This window comes from Candidatus Omnitrophota bacterium, from assembly GCA_034717435.1.
In the GTDB taxonomy this organism is placed as follows: Bacteria; Omnitrophota; JAUWXU01; order JAUWXU01; family JAUWXU01; genus JAYELI01.
Map to the genome: position 1 here is coordinate 12,689 of JAYELI010000041.1, position 17,468 is coordinate 30,156.

At 44.0% G+C, this 17,468-nt stretch carries 19 protein-coding genes, 1 tRNA gene and 1 other RNA gene; 1 reads left to right on the forward strand and 20 read right to left on the reverse strand.

What is annotated here, in order from left to right; translation table 11 throughout:
* Positions 1-10: 10 nt before the first annotated feature.
* The 5 genes from queD to smpB all read right to left on the reverse strand — a co-directional run bounded on the left by queD (position 11) and on the right by smpB (position 3,301).
* Positions 11-394: a 6-carboxytetrahydropterin synthase QueD gene (queD, locus tag U9Q08_03220; GenBank protein ID MEA3328727.1), complete on the reverse strand. Its 384-nt coding sequence runs from the start codon at positions 392-394 to the stop codon at positions 11-13.
* Entirely contained in the window at positions 387-1,196 is an 810-nt protein-coding gene (gene murI, locus U9Q08_03225) for a glutamate racemase (protein MEA3328728.1), read from the reverse strand. Before murI ends, queD begins: the two co-directional genes overlap by 8 nt.
* Positions 1,180-2,274, reverse strand: a complete 1,095-nt coding sequence (locus U9Q08_03230; protein ID MEA3328729.1) for an N-acetylmuramoyl-L-alanine amidase — start codon at positions 2,272-2,274, stop codon at positions 1,180-1,182. The genes murI and U9Q08_03230 overlap by 17 nt, the downstream gene beginning before the upstream one ends.
* Positions 2,275-2,357: 83 nt before the next feature.
* Positions 2,358-2,745, reverse strand: a transfer-messenger RNA (tmRNA) gene (ssrA, locus tag U9Q08_03235).
* Positions 2,746-2,848: 103 nt separating this feature from the next.
* Positions 2,849-3,301: an SsrA-binding protein SmpB gene (gene smpB / locus U9Q08_03240; GenBank protein MEA3328730.1), complete on the reverse strand. Its 453-nt coding sequence runs from the start codon at positions 3,299-3,301 to the stop codon at positions 2,849-2,851.
* A gap of 142 nt (positions 3,302-3,443) precedes the next feature.
* Between smpB and U9Q08_03245 the strand changes: the two genes are divergently transcribed.
* Positions 3,444-3,530: transfer RNA gene (locus tag U9Q08_03245), tRNA-Leu, on the forward strand.
* Positions 3,531-3,555: 25 nt separating this feature from the next.
* On the opposite strand, the gene U9Q08_03250 is transcribed toward U9Q08_03245, so the two are convergent.
* The 15 genes from U9Q08_03250 to U9Q08_03320 form a co-directional block, all read right to left on the reverse strand.
* Entirely contained in the window at positions 3,556-4,098 is a 543-nt protein-coding gene (locus U9Q08_03250; GenBank protein MEA3328731.1) for an arginine decarboxylase, pyruvoyl-dependent, read from the reverse strand.
* A 273-nt stretch (positions 4,099-4,371) separates the two neighbouring features.
* Positions 4,372-5,220, reverse strand: a complete 849-nt coding sequence (gene speB / locus U9Q08_03255; GenBank protein ID MEA3328732.1) for an agmatinase — start codon at positions 5,218-5,220, stop codon at positions 4,372-4,374.
* Complete coding sequence (locus U9Q08_03260; GenBank protein MEA3328733.1) at positions 5,217-5,525, reverse strand: hypothetical protein; 309 nt, start codon at positions 5,523-5,525, stop codon at positions 5,217-5,219. The genes speB and U9Q08_03260 overlap by 4 nt, the downstream gene beginning before the upstream one ends.
* A complete protein-coding gene (gene dnaJ / locus U9Q08_03265; protein MEA3328734.1) occupies positions 5,522-6,667 on the reverse strand; it encodes a molecular chaperone DnaJ in 1,146 nt (381 codons plus the stop codon). The genes U9Q08_03260 and dnaJ overlap by 4 nt, the downstream gene beginning before the upstream one ends.
* Before the next feature lie 60 nt (positions 6,668-6,727).
* The gene (dnaK, locus tag U9Q08_03270; protein ID MEA3328735.1) at positions 6,728-8,698 is read right to left on the reverse strand and encodes a molecular chaperone DnaK; all 1,971 of its coding nucleotides are present in this window, start codon (positions 8,696-8,698) and stop codon (positions 6,728-6,730) included.
* A gap of 127 nt (positions 8,699-8,825) precedes the next feature.
* Entirely contained in the window at positions 8,826-9,368 is a 543-nt protein-coding gene (locus U9Q08_03275; GenBank protein ID MEA3328736.1) for a nucleotide exchange factor GrpE, read from the reverse strand.
* A 7-nt stretch (positions 9,369-9,375) separates the two neighbouring features.
* Positions 9,376-10,152 carry a hypothetical protein gene (locus U9Q08_03280; GenBank protein MEA3328737.1) on the reverse strand — a complete coding sequence of 259 codons (777 nt, stop codon included), beginning with the start codon at positions 10,150-10,152 and terminating at the stop codon, positions 9,376-9,378.
* 82 nt (positions 10,153-10,234) lie between these two features.
* Complete coding sequence (gene hflX, locus U9Q08_03285) at positions 10,235-11,317, reverse strand: GTPase HflX (protein MEA3328738.1); 1,083 nt, start codon at positions 11,315-11,317, stop codon at positions 10,235-10,237.
* A 37-nt stretch (positions 11,318-11,354) separates the two neighbouring features.
* A complete protein-coding gene (miaA, locus tag U9Q08_03290; protein MEA3328739.1) occupies positions 11,355-12,275 on the reverse strand; it encodes a tRNA (adenosine(37)-N6)-dimethylallyltransferase MiaA in 921 nt (306 codons plus the stop codon).
* A gap of 24 nt (positions 12,276-12,299) precedes the next feature.
* Positions 12,300-13,133 (reverse strand): tetratricopeptide repeat protein, encoded by an 834-nt coding sequence (locus tag U9Q08_03295; GenBank protein ID MEA3328740.1) that lies wholly within the window; start codon positions 13,131-13,133, stop codon positions 12,300-12,302.
* Complete coding sequence (miaB, locus tag U9Q08_03300) at positions 13,130-14,215, reverse strand: tRNA (N6-isopentenyl adenosine(37)-C2)-methylthiotransferase MiaB (GenBank protein ID MEA3328741.1); 1,086 nt, start codon at positions 14,213-14,215, stop codon at positions 13,130-13,132. The genes U9Q08_03295 and miaB overlap by 4 nt, the downstream gene beginning before the upstream one ends.
* Complete coding sequence (locus U9Q08_03305) at positions 14,212-15,066, reverse strand: zinc ribbon domain-containing protein (GenBank protein MEA3328742.1); 855 nt, start codon at positions 15,064-15,066, stop codon at positions 14,212-14,214. The genes miaB and U9Q08_03305 overlap by 4 nt, the downstream gene beginning before the upstream one ends.
* Entirely contained in the window at positions 15,033-15,836 is an 804-nt protein-coding gene (locus U9Q08_03310) for a recombinase family protein (GenBank protein ID MEA3328743.1), read from the reverse strand. Before U9Q08_03310 ends, U9Q08_03305 begins: the two co-directional genes overlap by 34 nt.
* Positions 15,837-15,852: 16 nt before the next feature.
* Positions 15,853-16,698 carry a hypothetical protein gene (locus U9Q08_03315; protein ID MEA3328744.1) on the reverse strand — a complete coding sequence of 282 codons (846 nt, stop codon included), beginning with the start codon at positions 16,696-16,698 and terminating at the stop codon, positions 15,853-15,855.
* A 1-nt stretch (position 16,699) separates the two neighbouring features.
* Positions 16,700-16,879: a MerR family transcriptional regulator gene (locus tag U9Q08_03320; GenBank protein ID MEA3328745.1), complete on the reverse strand. Its 180-nt coding sequence runs from the start codon at positions 16,877-16,879 to the stop codon at positions 16,700-16,702.
* Between the last annotated feature and the right edge of the window lie 589 nt (positions 16,880-17,468).

Below are 17,468 nucleotides of genomic sequence, written 5' to 3' on the forward strand. Positions count from 1 at the left end.
TGCTAAACTGCTAAACTGTTAAATTGTTTGGTCGGTAAGTCGCTGAAGATGTGTCTGTTTCCCAAACAGTTACCCGTTTAATCATTACTTTCTTTTTTCTGATCAACCCGGATAGTTCTAAATAAATATACCGGGCAATATGTTCGGAGGTGGTATTGCGCTTCTTAAAATAAGCCAAATCATTTAAACAGCTGTGGTCCAGGGCGGCTAAGACACGGTTTAATTTTTGTTTCATCTCTTTAAAATCAATCAGCATGCCCTGGCTGTTCAGCTTAGCAGAGCTAACTTTTAGTTCTACCTTCCAGTTATGGCCGTGCAGATTTTCGCATTTGCCCTGATAGTTTACCAACCTGTGGGCAGCGCTGAAATTCGACCTTACCAGGAGTTCATACATCTAATCTCACCTTTAATGCCCGGGGAATATCCCGGCCGAAAAATCTCCTGCCAATCCTTCTAAACTGGCCGGCGAGGTCGCTGACATAAAATTTGATTTTACCGGCGCGGTCTTGCGGAGCCAGTAATTTCGTCTCGCTGAGAAGGACCTTTGCCTTAAGAGCAACCGGGGCTCCGGAGTCAATTAGATTAACATCATCCCCCATTATCCGGGTTATTGCTTTTTTTAAGACCGGGTAATGGGTACAGCCCAGGATTAAGGTATCGATCTGCCTGTTCTTCAAGGGCTTCAGGCAGTTTCTAACTATATCCAGGCTGATTTTTTCATCTGTTTTGTTTTCAACTATTGGCACGAACAACGGACAGCTCCGGGCCAGGACCTTGACCCCGGGGTCTATCCTCCGGAGCATAATTTGATAGGCCTTGCTGGCTATGGTGGCCTGGGTGCCGATAACCCCGACCTGCCGGTTGACGGTGGTCTTGAGCGCCTCAGCAACCCCCGGTTCGATAACCCCGATTATCGGCAATTGAAAACGCCTCTTTAGCGTGGCCAGAGCCACCGAAGAAGAGGAGTTACAGGCGGTTACTAACAGTTTTATCTTGAATCCTGTTAAAAATTTCGCCGCAGCAACCGAAAGCCTGATAATCCGCTCCCTGGACTTGGATCCGTAAGGAAGGTTGGCCAGGTCGCCAAAGTAAATGATGTCTTCGGCCGGCAAGTGTTTAATCAGCTGGCGGACTACGGTGAGTCCGCCCACGCCTGAATCAAATACGCCAATAGGCCTGTTACTTGCTAAATCCATTGCTCTGATCAAATCTTTGTTTATAGACCATTATCCCGTCGCAGAGCGCCCGGGCTAATTTACGACGGTAGCTTGTTTTTTTCAACCTTGATTCTTCAGTGAAATTGGAAATAAACCCTAATTCTACCAGCACTGCCGGCACTTCTACACCGAGAACATAAAACCCGGCGCACTTTATACCCCTGTTCCGGGAGCAAGTTTGATCACCTAATTGCCGGCAGATCTCCCCGGCTAATTCAATACTTTCAACTCTATTTTCGGTAAGCTGCAGATCTCCAAGGGTAAGATTTTTGGTTATGTCAGTATTTTTCGAAAAGTTTTCTTTTCCTATTTCTAACGCGAAATTTTCAGTCGCAGCTACCTTCCGGCTATAACTATCCTTTGCATTGGAAAGATACCAAACCTCAAATCCATTTGCCCGGCGGTCCCGGTGACCATTCACGTGAATGCTGACAAAAAGGTTTGCCTTGTGTTGATTAGAAAACCTAACCCGTTGGCCTAAGGTAAGAAACCGGTCATCCTGCCGGGTTAAAATAGCTTTGATGCCGCTTCTATCTAAAAGAGTTTTAAGATAAAGGGCAACATCTAAAACCACGTCTTTTTCCTTCAGACCGCTCCTGCCGACTGCGCCGGGGTCTTTGCCGCCGTGGCCAGCGTCAATAACTACGGTATCGATCCGGTGGGTAATCTCCATGGCAATTACCGGTTCTTGCCACCAGTCCAGATCAATAAACCCCCTGGGAATAAGAATTATCTCTTCGCTAATTTCAACCGGCTTTCTAAGATGAAGAACCTGCCGGTCCTGGAGATAAGTATCGCTGCCGGCAATCAGGATCAAAGAGCCAGCGCCTTTAATCAGGGTAATCTTCCGGGTTGTCGGGTCCCAGTCATAATCTACGCCAAAGGCCTGACAGGCTAAAATTAAAGGAATATAGTCAGTGCCTCTCATCCGGGAAGAAGGGCTTTCCACTCTTTTCTCTGTGCCGTGGATAACAAAGCCATAGACCGGCCTGACTGCAATAATTAAAAAAAACAATAAAAAAATCGGGAGTATTCGGCGTAAAAGTCGTTTGGTCATAAGGTTTTTTTAAGTGGATCAGTCAAAAGTCCAAAAGGACTTTTGACGAGGTCTCACCAAAAAATTTTGTAAAACAAAATTTTTGGTGGAGGTGGAGGGATTCGAACCCTCGTGCTGAGATATCGCCGCAAGAATCACTACATGCTTGTTCTATCTATTGATTTCTCACCCGCTATAACTCCGGTAGACAGGACCCATAATGGGCTATCTTTCTTAAGGTTCATCCCGGGCCCCAAAAGACGAAGACCTGGGACTATCCTGCTTATTTTCGCCCTTTTCGCCCCACAGGCAAAACGAGAGGACGCGCCGGCTTAATTAGCCAACTAACGCTGGTGAAGCCAAGTATTCCTCGGCCTCAACTACTGGTGAGTAGTTTGCGTTTGTGTTTTTGCCAGGTGTTTAAAGAGGCCTCCCGGCAACCTCTGCATGCGATTTTTGCCCCGAGTATCTTAGTCGAAGCCTTTCACCCCCTTTTTAAATTGCTAAATTGACAAATTGTTAAACTGTTAAATTGAAAAATAAATGAATTATGACACAGTCTGAATTTAGCCATTTAGCAGTTTAAAGCGATAAATTATCTCTTTTTTAAAACCCTTTTTATTTCCCGTTCCGCTGTTTTTTTGCGTAATTGCCGGCGTTTATCATATAATTTTTTACCTTTACAAAGAGCCAGTTCTATTTTAGCAATGCCGTGTTTAAAATATATCTTCAGCGGCACCAGGGTAAGCCCTTTTGCCGAAAGACGCCCTCCTAATTTATTTATCTCTTTTTTATGAAGAAGCAGTTTTCTGGCCTTAACCGGATCATACTCCCTCTGGCTGATAGAGCTGTAGGGAGGTATATGAAGATTATATAAAAAGGCTTCCTCTTTCTCAACCCGGGCAAAACTATCGTTTAAGCTTGTCCTGCTCTCTCTTAACGACTTAACTTCCATTCCCCGAAGCTGGATACCGGCCTCGTAAGATTCCAGAACAAAATAATCCCGCCTTGCCTTTTTATTGGTGGCGACAATTTTCTCCTCATTCATAGTATTTTATACCATATAAACCGATAATAATCAAGAATTAGCGTTTGGAAGTTATCCGCAATTTAACGGTGAAGAACCAGCGGTGAAATTGACAAAATGGATAATACAAGATATAATCTGGGGAGGTTATCTAATTTATAACGGGGATATGGCGGAATTGGTATACGCGCTAGCTTCAGGAGTTAGTGGCCGCAAGGCCTTGAGAGTTCGAGTCTCTCTATCCCCACCATTAACGTTATAAAAAATGCTTAACGTCACGGCAAGAGAACGGCAACGGCTATCACCGTAGAAAAACCGTTCTTAACAATGGTGGACTGAGTCACATTGGTGGTTTTAACAATCCTGTCGCTCATCCGCCACACCTCTTTCAATTCATCCCAGGACCTATCCTCATCAAATTCTATTCCCAGGGTAGAGGCAAGCATGGCGGCGGCCATATCCTCGGCGTGGTCTCCGGCTTCCTCATCGGTCTGGCCGCAAACATGGTACTCGCTTAAATAGCCATAGGCAGCAGGGTCGGTAGGAATGGCGCATCCCACAGAGGAAGCAATAAGCCGGCGGGGTTCGTTGTTTGAGCAGCGGGCCATTACGCAATAGGTAATCATCCCCGGCGGCAGGTCCTTGAGCCCTTCTGATTTGGAAACAACCTTGCATTCCGGAGGCAATATACTGGAGACGTGGACTAAGTTGAATTTTTCTATCCCCGCGTCGCGCAAAGCCAGCTCAAAACTTCTGAGTTCATATTTGTGCGAACCTACCCCTTTTGTAAGAAACATTTTTTGCGGAACAAATCCCATTTTCTTTCTCCTTATTAATTACCAGGTCCGTTCGGACTTTTTATCTTTTTTTAATTTCCTCTTCTCTTTTATGCTCATCTGCGATGTTTTTTTCTGTTTTTTTTCGCCTTTGTCCATTTTACCCATTTCACGCGACATAGTTACACCTCCTTCGAGCTACTATATTGCTAAACTGTTAAATGGTTAAATTGTTAAGCTGGAGATTTCTATTCTAAAAAACATTTTTTCAGACATTTTCAATTTAACAATTCAGCAGTTTAACAATTTAACAATTTATTTAAATATATACCCCAGCAACCGGTAAATAAGTTTAGCTGCTAAAAAATCGGAATAAATCTCATCCGGAATAGGGGCCAGTTCCACAACGTCAAAACCTACTATTTTCCTGCTGGAGGATAGAACCGAAAGTAAATAAAGCATGTCATACCAACCCAGGCCTCCGGGCTCAGGCGTACCAACGGCCGGCATAATCGAAGGATCCAGGACATCAAGATCAATGGTAATATATATATTCTTCCCGAGAGAAGAAATAATATCTTTTATTAAACTGGGCTGTTTGATAATCTGGCCGGCAAATATAATCTTTTGGCCGGATTGCCCGATAAACTCAGCCTCTTGTCTGCTTAAATTCCTTACGCCGATCGGAATAACCGGGGCTAATTCTCCCAGCCGGCGGCCGGTACAGGCGTGATTAAACGAACTGCCGTGGTATCTATCCCGTAAATCAGCATGGGCATCAAACTGGACAATGCTTAAATCAGGGTATTTCCCGGCAAGCGAACGAGCCAGGCCGATACTCACGGTATGTTCCCCTCCTAACAACACCGGGAACTTTCCGCTGTCAATTATCTTAGAGCCCAGCTGGTGTATCTGATCAATCATCTCCCATGCTGAAAGGCCTTTTAAGACCGGCGGAGGCAGTGTATTGATTCCTAAACGATAAGTTTCTTTTTCTAACTCCTCATCATATAATTCTACCTGGCCTGAGGCCTTAATTATCGCCCCCGGGCCCTTGGCTGTCCCGGGTTGATAGGTGACGCTTGCTTCATAGGGTGCCGGCAAAATAACTGCCTTTGAAGATTCCCAGGAAGAATAGTTTTGTTCCAGACCGCAAAAATTCATTTATTTTTTTTCATGCTTTTCTTTTTGAACAGGTCCTCCAGGATCCTGACCTGGATTTCCTGTTCAGTTTCTCGTTTTATTCGTCTAACCAGGCTGATCACTTCCTCGTTTTTCATCTTCAGCTTCTCCGAACAAATAATCGAAATCAGGCGGGTATTAAAATTCATGTGCAGTTCGAGGCTCTGCAGGCGTTCCTTTATTTCAGAAATATTCTCCCAGATCTTATCTAAGTGTTTACGGTTGTATTTTATCTCGTTGTTTAAAACCCCTATTTCTTTTTTAAACCCATCCGGCTTTTTTATCATTTATTAAACACCTTTCTCAGCTTATCCATAAATGACTTGGAAAGAGGCCCCTCTCCGCTTATTCCGGCAAAATTTTTGAGCAGTTTCCTCTGCTCCTGGCTTAAATGGGTGGGAGTCTCGACTATTATTTGCACCAGCTCATCGCCCCTTCCCCATCCCCGCAGGCTCTGAATGCCTTTGTCCTTTAATCTAAATATCCTGCCCGACTGGGTGCCGGCAGGAACCTTCATCCTTACCCTTCCATTAAGAGTGGGAACTTCTATCTCTGCGCCCAGGCTAGCCTGGGTAAAGCTTATCGGAAACTGGCACAATATATCATCGCCCCGGCGTTCAAAAATCTGATGGGGACGAACCTTGATCTTAATATAAAGGTCGCCTTTCGGGCCTCCCCGCAAGCCTGCTTCGCCTTCTCCCTGGACCCTTAGCTGTAAGCCGTCATTTATTCCGGCCGGAATTTTGACCTCGATTTTTTTAACCAGCCGGGTCCTTCCCCTGCCACCGCATTCAGGACAGAACTCTTTGATTATGGTCCCTTCGCCGTTACACTGACCGCAGGTCTGAGCAATGCTGAAAAATCCTGCGCTTGTCCTTACCTGGCCGGTGCCGGCGCAGCCTGGACATTTAACCCGCTGAGTCCCGGGCTTAGCCCCACTGCCTTTACAGCGCTTACAGAGTTCATAACGGGGAACATTTATAGCTGCCGTATAACCCTTGGCTGCCTGAATAAAACTGACCTCTAAGTTATATTCTAAGCTGGCTCCCCTGCGAAATCCGCGGCCTCCAGGACTAGCTGCCCCAAAAAAACCTGTATCCATAAATCCCCGCAGGATACCCTCAAAGCCGCTGAATATATCCCCAAAATCAGAAAAATGGGTAAAGTCAGACCAGTCAAATCCCCCGCCTTTAAAGGAGCTTTCCATACCGGTATGGCCAAACTGATCATAGGCAGCCCTTTTCTGGGAATTACTCAATACCTCGTAGGCCTCGGCCGCTTCTTTAAACTTCTCCTCTGTTTTTTTATCATTGGGATTTTTATCGGGATGGTATCTAAGGGCTAACTTCCGGTAGGCCCTTTTTATAACTTCCGGGCTTGCGTCCCGTCCCACACCCAAAACCTCGTAATAATCTCTTTTAGCAGCCATTGTATAATCTAAAATCCTATATTTGAATTTAGCCGTTATTTAAAGCTTATTGCTTCGAGTTTAGTTCTTATCTTTTTTGTCCTCGTCGTCAACTTCCTGATAATCAGCATCAACAACATCTTCTTTTTTTGCCTTCCGGCTTTTGTCTTTCCCCTGCTTGTGCTCTTCTTGTTCCGCTTGCCCGGCTCCGCCCGGGGCTTCGCGGGACTCCGCGGGACTTTCTCCAGCCGCTGTCTTTTGTTCTTCGGCTTTTTTCTGCTCGCTCGCCGCGCGGTACATCTGCTCAGCTAATTTATGAGAAGCCTTGGCAAGCGATTCGGAAGACTTTTTTATCGCCTCTAAATCATCGCCTTTCAGCGCTTCCTTCAGCTCTTTTAATCCTTTTTCAATGTTTTGTTTATCAGCAGGCTCTACTTTATCGCCAAAGTCTTTAAGCGCTTTCTCGGTGGTATAAACCAGGGTATCGGCCTGATTTTTAACTTCTACTTTTTCTTTTTGTTTCTGGTCCTGGCCGGCAAACTTTTCAGCATCCTTGACCATTTTATCTATCTCTTCCCCGGTCAGCTTCTTGGGCGCTGTTATTCTTATCGACTGCTCTTTGCCGGTCCCAATGTCCTTGGCGTTTACATGGACTATGCCGTTGGCATCTATATCAAAGCTTACTTCTATCTGCGGGATTCCCCGGGGCGCCGGAGGAAGACCGACCAGATCAAACCGTCCTAATTCCACGTTATCATTGGCCATACTGCGTTCTCCCTGCAGGACCCTGATAGTAACAGCGGGTTGATTATCGGCAGCGGTTGAGAAAATCTGGCTCTTTTTAGCAGGAATAGTGGTATTTCTTTCGATCAATCGGGTGCAAACCCCTCCCATAGTCTCTATTCCTAAAGAAAGCGGTGTTACATCAAGCAGTTGGATATCTTTTATATCGCCCTTTAAGGCCGCTACCTGGATCGCCGCTCCCATGGCCACGCACTCCATCGGATCAATTCCCCGCTCTATCTTCTTCCCTACATAATCCTCGACAAACTTCTGCACTATCGGCATTCTGGTCGGCCCGCCAACCATAATTATCTTATCAACATCCTTAGGGGTCTTTTTATCAGCATCGCTTATTGCCCGCTCTAAAGAGTTGCGGCATTTTTCAACAAGCGGGGACACCAGCTCTTCTAACTTTGCCCGGTTGATGGTCATGGTAAGATGTTTGGGCCCGCTGGAATCGGCTGTTATAAATGGAAGATTGATATCAGTGGTAAGTGTGCTGGAAAGCTCCACCTTTGCCTTTTCTGCAGCGTCTCTCAGCCTTTGCATTGCCATTTTATCCTTTGATAAATCTATCCCTTCCTGCTTTTTAAATTCACTGATGATATAACTTACCAGCTCAGCGTCCATATCCGTTCCGCCAAGCTGGGTATCACCGCTGGTTGATATTACCTCAAAACCGCTGCCGTGTTCTTTATCATGCCACATATCCATGATAGTAACATCAAGCGTACCGCCTCCGAAATCAAAGACCATAATTTTTAATTCTTTTCCTGCTTTGTCCAGGCCATAGGCCAAACAGGCGGCAGTAGGCTCATTTATAACCCTCAAAACTTTTAATCCGGCTATCTCTCCGGCATCCCTGGTGGCTGTACGCTGGTTATCATTAAAATAAGCGGGACAGGTTATTACAGCCTCCTCTACTTTGCCACCCAGGTAGGACTCGGAATCCTGTTTTATCTTTTGTAAAATAAACGCAGAAATCTGCTGGGGCATATATTCCTTTCCTGAAATTTTATATTTATGGTCTGTGCCCATTTCCCTCTTGGCGGCAATAATAGTGCCTTCGGGGTTCACGGCTGCCTGGCGGCGGGCCGGCTCACCCACCAGTCTTTGCCCGTCTTTGGTAAAAGCCACGTAAGAAGGAAATGCCTTACCGCTGGCCACGCCCGCGCCCTCGGCGCTGGGAATAATTGTGGGCCGGGTTCCTTCCATAATCGCGGCTGCTGAATTTGAAGTTCCTAAATCTATTCCGATTGCTTTTGCCATTTTTTGTTACCTCCTTTTTTGTTAGACACTAATTTACACGAACTACACACAAATTTCCACGAATATTATAGATTTCCGCTTAATTTCAATTTATTTCTATTATATTTCTTATTTTTCTCTCTACTCTCTACTCTCTACTCTTTTCATCTGTGTCTGTTTTTTTCTTGCTTACCTTCACAAAAGAATGTTTTATCACTCTGCCGTTTAAGGTATATCCCGGTTGAGTTTCTTCTAAAATCGTATGTTCCGGTAAATCGTTATTTTCTACAGTTTCGACCGCCTCATGAAAATGGGGATTAAATATCTGCTTTTTCGCTTCAATCTTTTTAACCCCATTGACGCTAAGAAGGTCATGAAACTGCGCCTGGATCAGTTGAATCCCTTTTGCTATCGAAGCGTAATCCTTTGCATTATTAAGAGAGCAGGCCGCCCGGTTAAGATTATCCACAATAGGTATTACCTTGAGCAAAATCTCCTCAGTGGCAAATTTAATCAGCTCAATCCGTTCGCGCTCAAACCTCTTCCGAAAATTATCAAAATCAGCACAGGATTTCAGGAATTTGTTGAAATACTCGTCGCGTTCAACGGCCTTTTTAACAAACTGATCGTATTCGCCTTGAGAAAGCGTTATTTTTTCTTCTTTTTCTTTCTTTTGTTTTTTCTTTCCCATCTGCTCCTCAGGACAGGATGCCCGTCATCACCTCAGCCAGAAAACCCACCATTCCTACCACCCGTTCATAATCCATCCTCACCGGCCCGATAATCCCCAGGCTGCCGATCACCTGATCTCCCTTGCTATAGCGTGAAGTAACCAGGGAGCAGTTCTGCAATTCACAGTATTTGTTTTCACTGCCGATATGGATCTGGATGCCTTCCTGTTCGATATCTTCGTTCAATACATCCAGGATTTGATATTTTTTCTCAAAGGTCTCAAACATCCTTTTTATAACATCAAAATCATGGAATTCGGGATAATTCAATATATGCCAAATGCCTTCTAAGTACAAGCGTTTTTCATGGCCTGCCCGGCAGTCTTTAAATCCAGGGAAAAGCGATACTGCGGTATAATTAGTCAACTCGGAAAGCGCCTGGGATATTCCGGTTATAGTCTCCTCTAAAACTGCGATTTCTTCCAGCCCGTTCTGGTGATCAATATATTGCTTTTCTATTCTATTAATCTCTTTTTTGGTCATGTCCTTGACCCTCATCAAGCGGTCAACATAATACCTATATCCCTGGTCGGTCGGGATCCTGCCTGCCGAGGTATAGGGATGACCAAGATAACCCATCTCTTCTAATTCAGACATCTCATTGCGGATGGTAGCCGGGCTCAGCGACAGATTATAGGTATCGCTGATCAAACGGGAAGCAACCGGTGTGCCGGTGGTTATATAAAATTGAATGACTATTGTTAAAATATCTTCTTTTCTCTGGTTTAGTTCATCTTTTTCCATCGTTGCCTCAAAAGCAATTAGCACTCTTTGCTGTTGAGTGCTAATAAACGTAGATTATACGATATCACAAAATTAACGTCTGTCAAGAGAAATCTGGAATGGCCAGGACTATTTTGTTTATCAGGCCTTCTAAGCCCTGCGACTTTAAAACCGAAACAGCAATGCTATTAACATATATCTGCTGTAATTGTTTGAGGATGCGCTGATCAACAAGCTTGTCTATCTTATTCAAAACCACTATTCTCGGCTTGTCTTTGACCTCCAGCTCTTCTAAAACCATTTCAACAGCCCTGGTTTGCTGCAGGACCAAGGGATGTGAGATATCTACCACCTGGATCAGGAGATCGGAATACATTACTTCTTCTAAGGTGGTTTTGAATGATTCTATCAGATGGTGGGGAAGCTTGTGCAAAAAACCGATGGTGTCGGCAAATAACAGCCTTCTGCCGCCAGTCAAATCTAATCTTCTAACAGCGGGGTTTAAAGTAGCGAATAATCTGTCGTCTATCTTAACCGAGGAACCGGTCAGCCGGTTTAACAGGCTGGACTTGCCGGTATTGGTATAACCCACTATCCCGACCAACGGAAGTTTAGCGTCAGTCCTTGTTTTCCTCAATATCTGGTGATGAACTTTTAAATCTTTCAGGTCTTTTTTTAATCTTGCGATTCTTTGCCGGATATGGCGCCGGTCCGCCTCTAATTTTTTTTCACCCGGGCCTTTGGTCCCGATACCGCCGCCTAATCTGGACAACCATATTCCCTTGCCGCTCAACCGGGGAAGGAGGTAAACCAGCTGGGCAAGTTCTACCTGAAGCTTGCCTTCTTTAGAATGCGCCCGCCGGGCAAATATATCCAGGATCAACTGGGTCCGGTCAACTGTTTTTAACCTGATTATCTCTTCTAAGTTCCTCTGCTGGGCCGGAGAAAGGTCATCATTAAAGATCACTACGGCTGCTTTCTTCAGGAGGCTGAGCCGGGCTATTTCTTCCACCTTCCCCCTGCCGATCAAATAGGCCGGGGTGGGCCGCTTCAAGCGGCAAACAACCACTTCCAGCACATCTCCGCCCGCAGAACGGGTAAGTTCGGCCAATTCACCGGCCAGGTCCTGAAGCCCCCAATGAGGCGAGCTATTCAAATCACTAATCACCAAAATCGCTTTTTCCATTAGTAATTCTAACGTTACATTTTTTGCATTGCACTATTTATAACTTTAGCAGTCCAAGCACCTTTTCTACTGTCCTGCTTACTGTTTCACCTTTATCAATCTTTATCCATTCAACCCTCGGCTCATGCCTGAACCAGGAAAGCTGACGCTTGGCAAAACGCCGGGTATTTCTTTTAAGTATTCTGCCGGCCTCAGAAAAGTCATATTCATTGTTTAGATAGGCAATAATCTCTTTATACCCAAGCGCCTGCCCGGCCACCGGGCTAAGGCCTTTTTTGACCAGGCCCCGGACCTCATTTATCAGGCCGTCATCGAACATCTTATCCACCCGCCGGTCAATCCGGGAGTAAAGGTCCTGCCTCTGCCGGTCCAGGCCGATAATCTTTATCTCATATTGAGAAGATATTCCCTTTCTAAGGGGTTTGAGCCTGGAAATGGGGACTTTTGTTTTTTCGTAAACCTCAAGCCCGCGGATAATCCTGCGCTGGTCGTGAGGATGGATCTTTTCGGCTGAGGGAGGGTCTAATATTTTTAACCTCTGATAAAGATACCGGCTGCCGTGGAGTTCTGCCTGGCGGGCCAGTTCATTGCGCAGTTTCTGGTCCCCGGGGGGGCCGGAAAACAATCCGTCCACCAAGGCAATCAGATAAAGCCCGCTTCCTCCAACCAAAAGAGGAATTTTTTTTCTTCCGATGATCCCGGCTATCAAGGCCTGGGATCTTTGGCTGAAGTCAGCACAGTTGAACTCATCCCGGGGGCTGATAATATCTATCAGGTAGTGGGGAACTTTTTTTCTAAGAAGGCTGCCGGGTTTAGCGGTCCCAATATCCATTCCCCTGTAAACCTGCATTGAATCGCAGGAAATTATTTCTGCGCCAACTGCCTGAGCTACTTCAACAGCAATCTTAGATTTTCCAACCGCTGTCGGACCAACTAAAAAAATTACTTTTTCTTTCATATTAAAAATTAAAAATTACCGCGTTCATGGATATATTTTAGTGGAATAACCGTCTTTGTTTAACTGAACTGCTATATAATCAGCTTCGCCCCGGGTATCAAAGTTTCCCACCCTCACCCGGTATAACAGCCTTCCCTTTTCCCTGACCTGACGGAGAAAAGCCTGATAACCCTTGTTTTTCAACCTGGCGCAGGCGTTTAAGGCATTTGTCTTGTTAACGAATGAACCTACCTGGACAGTAAAATAGAGTTTGTCTTTGGTTAAAATAACCGAGGCTTCGCCGGCTTCAAAACTCAACGGGTAATCTGCGTAGACCTTTTCAAAATAATAGCGGGCTTCATCCCACCTGCCTTTTTCCCGGTAGCACCGGCCCAATTTGAAATAAACTTCGGCCAGCAGGGGGCCATGAGGGTTGTCGATCAGGAACTGTTTATAGCGGGAAACCGCCTGGTTTAAGTCCCCGCTTAAATAAAATGAATCAGCCAGGCTAAGCCGGGCCTGGCCGGTTAAACTGCTCCTGGGGCAATCGGATAAAAGCCTGTTAAGGTTTTCCCGGGCTTTTGACCATTCTTTTTCTTTGAGGTAGGAAACGCCGCTCAAAAGCAGGGCATCATCAGCATATCTGCTGTGGAAATGGAGGTAAATTACCTTTTCAAACTTGGCGATAGCCTGCCGATAGTCATTACTAAGAAAATGCTCTTCGGCCTGCCGGTATAGTTTCTCGACCTCCCGGCGTTTTAAGGTCTTTTCTCTTCTTGGTTTTTTCCTGCTGGTCCATCCTCCCTGGACATTCCTTGCTTCTACGGCAGAACTAATTAGAAATGACAGTAATACAGCTATTATCAGCGCTTTTTTCATTTTTTCTCCTTCAGGGAAATTTGTTGTTGTAATTTCAATAATACTTGATGCCGCTGTTTTTTTTCATTTAAATCAACATCATCTTTCATCCGGCTGGACACTGCCGGCGGCCGGGGCGAATATTTAAAAATAAACGCCCGGCTAAACTTTACTTTCTTCATCAGATCACAGGTCATCTTAAAATCATCTTTTGTTTCTGTCGGAAAACCTACCATAACATCTGTTGAAAGCGTTACCTTTGGAATAATCCGTTTTATTTTATCAATCAATCTTAAATAATCAATATTTGTATATTTTCTGTTCATCAGGCGTAAAATCTTCCCACTTCCCGATTGAACAGGCAAATGAACCTGCCGGGAAATCTTTTCCTCATCGGCTATTGTCTCAATCAATTTCATCGACATATCTTTGGGATGAGAGGTCATAAAGCCTATTTTTTCTATTCCTTTAATGTTACTTATCTTTTTAAGTAAATCGGCAAAATCTATGTCTCCCGGCAAACCCCTGCCATAAGAGTTTACGTTTTGCCCTAAGAGCATTATCTCCTTATAACCGGTTTGCATTAACTTAGTTATTTCAGCCAATATATCTTTAGCCGGCCTGCTTCTCTCCCTGCCCCTGACATAGGGCACTATACAGTAAGAACAGAAATTATCACAGCCAGTCATAACCCTCACAAAGGCCTGAAGTTTGCTCTTTCTTTTGGCTATTGACTCGTCTTTTAAAAGCCTCTTTTCCTTACCGCAGGACAGTATACGCCTCTCATCTCTTATCACCTTTTCTAAAAGTTTTTTAATTTCACTTATCCTGCGAGGCCCCACGACCAGATCTACGTAAGGAAACCTATTAAAAATTTCTTCTTTGTAATTTTCCGCTATACACCCGATAACCGCGATTTTTAATCTCTTGCCTTTCTTAAGCTCTGCCAGCCTCCCCAGCTGCCCCCAGACCCTTTGCTCGGCATGGTCACGCACACTACATCCGTTAATCAAGACTACGTCAGCCTGCCCGGGGCTATCAACCAATTCGCAGCCGTCCCCGGACAAAATCCCGGCAACCAGTTCTGAGTCTAAGAAGTTCATTTGACAGCCGAAGGTGCGGATGTATACTCTGGGCGATTTTTTTTCGTAAGTCTTTGATTTTTCAGGCATTTTTTGTTTTTCTCCTGTTCCAAAAAAAGAGAATTGAAGGGGGCAAAAAATTCAAAAGAAAAAATATCTTTTCGGGCGATTTTGATGTTTTTAAAAAGCAGCCCCAGCACCTGTTTTTGTTCGTAGCAGTTGAGGACTTGCTTGCCGGGCGTATATCCGGCAAGAAAGTCCTCAACCCGGTGCATATAATCGTCTGAACGCTCCCGTTCAATCTCTCTAAGTGATTGCAATGCAAGCTGTTTCTTCAATTCCTCTTCGTCTTTGCGAAGAGCTGTTATTTTATCATGATACACATCTTCACCAAGCACATTTTCAAGATAAAGGTCGGTGAGTTTTGACTGCTTCGCCTGCACTTTTTTAAGCTTATTTTGGAGCCTCAAACGCTCCTTTTCATCAATCGGCTGACAATCTTGCTGTAAGGCATCAGTCACTGTTTTCCATCGGCTCGGTTTTAACCGATCTGAGCGCAAAAGTGTAGATAGTAAAACCGAAACTTTCGGCTCTATATCTTCTGCTTTGACCGCCTTATTATTACACTTGATAAACGACTTTTGCGGGCCAACGCAACGATACCAGCGGCTTTTCTCACCAGTCCTATGGTTGCGAATAGATGATACGCCATGATACTTATGATTACACTTAGCACAAAACATCACTGCTGATAAAGGATAATCCCCTGCCCGCTTTTTATGTTCTATGCGTCGTTTAGCAAGTGCCTTTTGCGCTCGTTCAAAAACATCATCGGAAATCAGTGGCTGATGCCGACCTTGAGAAATAACCACCTTGTCAGAATCATTCTTGATATATCTGTAGCCCTCGGTGTCTTTTGAGTTTTATCGTAGTGGCATCGGTTCCAGACAAGCTTGCCGGTATAAACACGGTTACGCAAGATATCCCGAATAAGTTTAGCGGTAAAATAATTTCCGTTACGATTGCGATAACCTTTTTTCGTGAGATACTCACGGATATAGCGCACAGGCTTCTCGGCAATCGCCATTTCAAAAATCATTTTAACAACTGGCGCCTGCTCATTGTTGACTTCTAAAACTTTCTCAAGCTTATTATAATTATACCCAAATGGCGAATATCTTGCGCCCTGCCAATTTCCAAGCTGAACGCCTTTAATCATCCCAGGCATAACACGCTCAGCTAAACGATTACGCTCAAATTCAGCAAAACTGCCAAGCTGTTGAAACATCAGTTTGCCTGCTGATGTTGTTGTATCAAAGGGCTCAGTAGCAGATTTGAAACCTATGCTATAAGCTGATAACTCATCTACTAAGTTAAGTAAATCTTTAAGATTACGGCTAAACCTATCTATCTTATATACAATAACTAAATCAAATCTGCGCAGTTTTGCGTCTTGCAATAATTCTTGCAAGGCAGGGCGCTTATCTGAATATCCGCTAATACCCTCATCAGAGTATACCTTATAAATTTCATACCCTTCACGCTGAGCATATTTTTCTAAATACTCACGCTGAACATCAAGAGAAGTTCCTTCTCTTACTTGCTCTTCGGTTGAAACTCGAGTGTATATTGCTATCTTCATTTGTTCAATCGGTCCTTTATTTAATCTTGCCAACAGAAATTTCGAAGAACCTAAATAAAAAGAAATAAGACTGATTTGTGCCAATAAAAGGAAACATACAATATTTAATATAAGGGATATTTAGTTGCGAATGTCGGGTTATTTTATTATTCAAACCATTCTGGAGTGCATTAAACATTGAATTTGGGACACTCTTTACATCACTTAAATTAATCCTTAATGTTCCGGAAGAATTAAATCTTGGCATATCAGTAAGCTCTGGCAACTCACCTTTCTTTTGCTTTTTAAGTTTTCGGACGAAATCTAGTGGCAATAAAAGATCTTCAATCCACGTTCTAATTTGTCTATCGCGGCCTCTATAAGAAATATAATTTTCAGGATGGTTATCAAAAAGCACCAGAAGATATCTTGATATACCTTCATTACGCGATGGCGTTTTATTCGTAAGCAGTGCCATACGAAGAATATCGTTAATAATATAACCTGCATTTTCAGTAATAGTCTGTGTTCCCTTTGTATTATCTTTGCCGCTAAATAACTTTACTTCGATATAATTATTCCTCGACATATACGCCTTATGTATCTTTGCCTTTTTGATATATTCCTCAAGATTTACATATATATCTACATGCTTATGCGAATTATCAGGATAAGGATATCCCTGAATAACTAATCGTTCCGGGATATCAATCCCAACAGAAGAAAGTTCATTTGTTATTACATTTGCAAATTCACTTGCTCCTTGAGCTTCATAAAAATCTCTAGAATGTTCATCAAATAAAGGAATGGTACGATTAAGTTTTATTCTCTCTTGCGCTGACCAAATATGAAGTAATTTAAAAAATGATGCTTCAATAATCATATCAATCCTTTAATTCCTGCCGCCATTTCTCAATATTTTTAATATCATCTTTAGTAAACACTGGATAATCACGATAATCTCGTTTAGGCTTTACCCATCCTTTCTCGATCCAATTATAAAGAGTCTGTCGGGTAATACCTAATTCCTTTGCGGCATGAGTAATATTATATCTCTTATTCATAGCAACCACATTTTACAGTATTAGACATTAATAGTCAATCTAAATTCTTAGGGGGAATAAATTGGCTCGGAGCGCAGGAAGCGGATACGCCGAAGGCGTAGAAGCCCGAGCACCGAGACAATTTATGGTGGGTGGGGGCATTTCTTCTCCACTGCTTTTTAACGACAATTAGGGAATTGGTGTGCGGATTGCCCGAAGGGCAAGACGCAAAAACATCAAAATCGCCCGAAAAGATATTTTTTCTTTTGAATTTTTTGCCCCCTTCAATTCTCTTTTTTTGGAACAGGAGAAAAACAAAAAATGCCTGAAAAATCAAAGACTTACGAAAAAAAATCGCCCAGAGTATATATCCGTACCTTCGGCTGAAATATCATTAAGGTTTTACGATATACTTTTTTCCTTGTTCTCTGTGACCTAATGCACCGCCCGCTGGGGCGGGCTGCGGGTTGATGTATTCACCGTTCGCTGGGCCGCTCGCTCATTGCCAGCAGTCTTGTCGTGCGGGCTTCAGCCGCTTGAGGCGTCTTCCGCTTCCGCACTCCAAGCCTGCAAAACCACCGCTGTGGTGTAATCGTAGCGTTATGATACC